The organism is Hyella patelloides LEGE 07179, assembly GCF_900659865.1.
GTDB classification, from domain to species: domain Bacteria; phylum Cyanobacteriota; class Cyanobacteriia; order Cyanobacteriales; family Xenococcaceae; genus Hyella; species Hyella patelloides.
In genome coordinates this window covers 1-1,130 of sequence record NZ_LR214331.1, presented here as the reverse complement: position 1 = coordinate 1,130, position 1,130 = coordinate 1, and the positions used below count along the sequence as shown (strand labels likewise).

Genomic DNA, 1,130 nt, shown 5'->3' with positions numbered 1-1,130 from the left:
CATTGGAAGCATTTCGTACAGCCATGTCTTATCGTTTTGTTCAGTGGCTCAATCATAATCTAGACGTTTTTGTCGCTTACAAAGCGAGTTTAGGGTTTATTTGGGCTTGATTTTTGTTTAAGTACCGTTATGTAACTTTCTTGAAGACGATCTAATCCTGTAAGAATAATCTCTTCTAGCGAACCTTCTACTACCTGTATCGTTACAACACCATTGCTAAGGTCTTGATTATTTGCTAAAAACGCGCCAGAGGTTACATAGCCTTTTTCTAAATAGAGTTGGGTAATTCGAGAACGAAGACAAACCAAATCTTCAAAAGTAGCGGTACGATATTTCAGTTGAGAATCTTTAACTATCTCGTCTATTTCTGACTGTAAAACTGTATTGCCTATTATCTGAATATCTCTAATAAAAAAGCGATCTCTATAATTAGTTATGGATTTATCAACTGAAAACTCGCATCGAGCAGAATCTACACCACCAGGAACAAAAATTGTTGGTTTTTCATTCTCGAAGGAAGGTTCTGTTTCGGGAATTGGCTCGGTGTTAGGTGGGATTGTCTGTTGAATTGTATCTTGTGGAGGAAGTTCATCGTCGGGTAACGGTTGTGCATTTAAAGGAAGCAGAAATTTTGCCAAATAGACTATGCTAAATACGCCAAAGATAGACCCTATAAAATCAGACTTTAAACAAATTTTCTTCATTTAAACATTTGTTGTTAATAAAATTAACCAAACTTAGCAATTGGATATTTATATAAAATATTTAGAGCGACAATTATTTAGTGTCCGAAATCAAACAATACAGTAAAACAGAGGCTTTAAGGAACTATTATTTACGTCTGAGGGGTTTGATTAGTTTCCGATACTGCTGAAGAACTTAACAGAAGCCAGGTTTTCTTCCATAGCGATCGCTATTAACTATTTATAACATTCTTCGATCCAATTGATATTAGAGGGATTGCAATTATGAGAACAATCTACATGGGTAGGGAGCATCCCATTTTGGTAAAAAGAAAAATAAGAAAGATTCTTAATTCGCGAGTAATACTCGCGAATTAAATAATAAGTGTTGTTTGAAAGCACATCAACTGACTACCATAGAAAGGTAGATTTTGGCAGAGACAAAAA

1 protein-coding gene is annotated in these 1,130 nt (G+C 34.9%); it reads right to left on the bottom strand.

What is annotated here, in order from left to right:
• Positions 1 to 89 precede the first annotated feature (89 nt).
• Positions 90 to 704, bottom strand: a complete 615-nt coding sequence (locus H1P_RS33560; RefSeq protein WP_144875838.1) for a POTRA domain-containing protein — start codon at positions 702 to 704, stop codon at positions 90 to 92.
• Positions 705 to 1,130 lie beyond the last annotated feature (426 nt).

Coding starts and splice junctions, on each gene's coding strand:
- H1P_RS33560 (WP_144875838.1), bottom strand. CDS start 704: ATGAAGAAAATTTGTTTAAAGTCTGATTTTATAGGGTCTATCTTTGGC.